We start from the raw sequence: 1,410 nt of genomic DNA, 5'->3' as shown, positions 1-1,410 counted from the left end.
GAACGGAAGCTCCGGTGGCTTTTCAGCAGTATGATGGTCCTCTTATGGGGATGTCGTTTTTAGAATTTAGAGGTGCAAAGCAGTTTTTTCGGAAGGACTGCTTTTTTTGTGGCGTTGGGTAGCCTTTGGAAGTGGTTTTCTGCGTTTTTTCTTCGCTGCAAAACACAGTTTCCCTTACCCGCAAAGTTTATTTCGCAGAGAAAGGTTGGGTGACGAAAAGAAAGTCCTGCGGCGGACCGCGCTGCCCGAAAACGGCAATGGTCACCAGGTTTCCCTCCTTGCAGCACCGACATTTATTGAGCAGCGTTTTGGATGTTACCTCCGGGATCTTGATCTTTAAATCGGATTGCAGAGCCTGGAGTTTCCCACGTTTCCAGCTGCTGCTCAAAATCCCGTAATGGCGGATCCGCACAAATCTTTTTGGCAGAATGTGCAGAGAGAACCTTCGCGCAAACTCTTCGTTACTTAGGGTCATTTCCTTTTTTTCGCCGCCCTTTCGGTAATCCCTGTAGGCAAAACGCACTTCCTTATCCGTTACTTCTTTGATGCGGTGGTTGCTGATGGCGACTTTGTGGGTGTACCTGCCTAAATATTCGATCACCTGTTTCGGGCCGCCAAAAGGTCTTTTGGCATAGACGACCCAGTTTTTGGCGAAGAGTTTCTCCATAAGATCAGCATCTTTAATTCCACAAGCCTTTAATGAAGCCGCAAACTTCGCCCGAAATACTTTGCTCAAAGCCTTTACCGGAAAAAGGTATTTATCGGTTCGTACTTTGCCTTTCCATTTTCCCTGTTTATTAGTGCCTCCACCGGGAACAATGCAGTGCAGGTGCGGATGAAGGCTCAGGTTCTGTCCCCAGGTGTGCAAAACCGCAATCATTCCCAGTTGTATTCCTTCGGTGTTACCGAATTGGTTTAAAGTCGCCCAGGCGGCTTCAAATAATGTTTTGTAAACAAGGGTGGGATTGGCAATGGACAAACCGTTCAGTTCTTCAGGAAGCGTAAAAACCAGATGGTAATAGCTGCACGGCAGCAAGTCCGCTTCACGTTTCCGGATCCATTCTTCCTTTTTGTGTCCCTGACACTGGGGACAGTGACGGTTTCTGCAGGAGTTATAGCTGATGGAAAGATTTCCGCATTCGTCGCACGCATCGATATGACCGCCCAAAGCTGAAGTTCGGCAATACGACAAAGCCCGAAGCGTTTTTTCCTGATGAGCCGTAAAATTCCGAGCCGATAAACTGATTTTACGAAGAACATCTGCAACGCTTCCGTTTTGATGCTTTGCCTTACTTCGGGATTCCATTTTTGCGGCATAAAGCGAAAACGGTATCCAGAGGGCTGTGCGGCTGCTGATCCGATAGCTGGCAGACATGGAGGTATTCCATCGTCGATTCAATTCTTTCATGA

The 1,410-nt window shown here is 47.7% G+C and carries 1 protein-coding gene; it reads right to left on the bottom strand.

Annotated features, from left to right (window positions below):
- Nucleotides 1-187 precede the first annotated feature (187 nt).
- Entirely contained in the window at nt 188-1,375 is a 1,188-nt protein-coding gene (locus tag DTW91_RS12595) for an IS91 family transposase (protein ID WP_410493738.1), read from the bottom strand.
- Nucleotides 1,376-1,410 lie beyond the last annotated feature (35 nt).

This window comes from Chryseobacterium sp. SC28, from assembly GCF_003932955.1.
Classification (GTDB): Bacteria; Bacteroidota; Bacteroidia; order Flavobacteriales; family Weeksellaceae; genus Epilithonimonas.
Note: the sequence above shows the minus strand (reverse complement) of the source record. Positions and strands in the feature narration are given on the sequence as shown.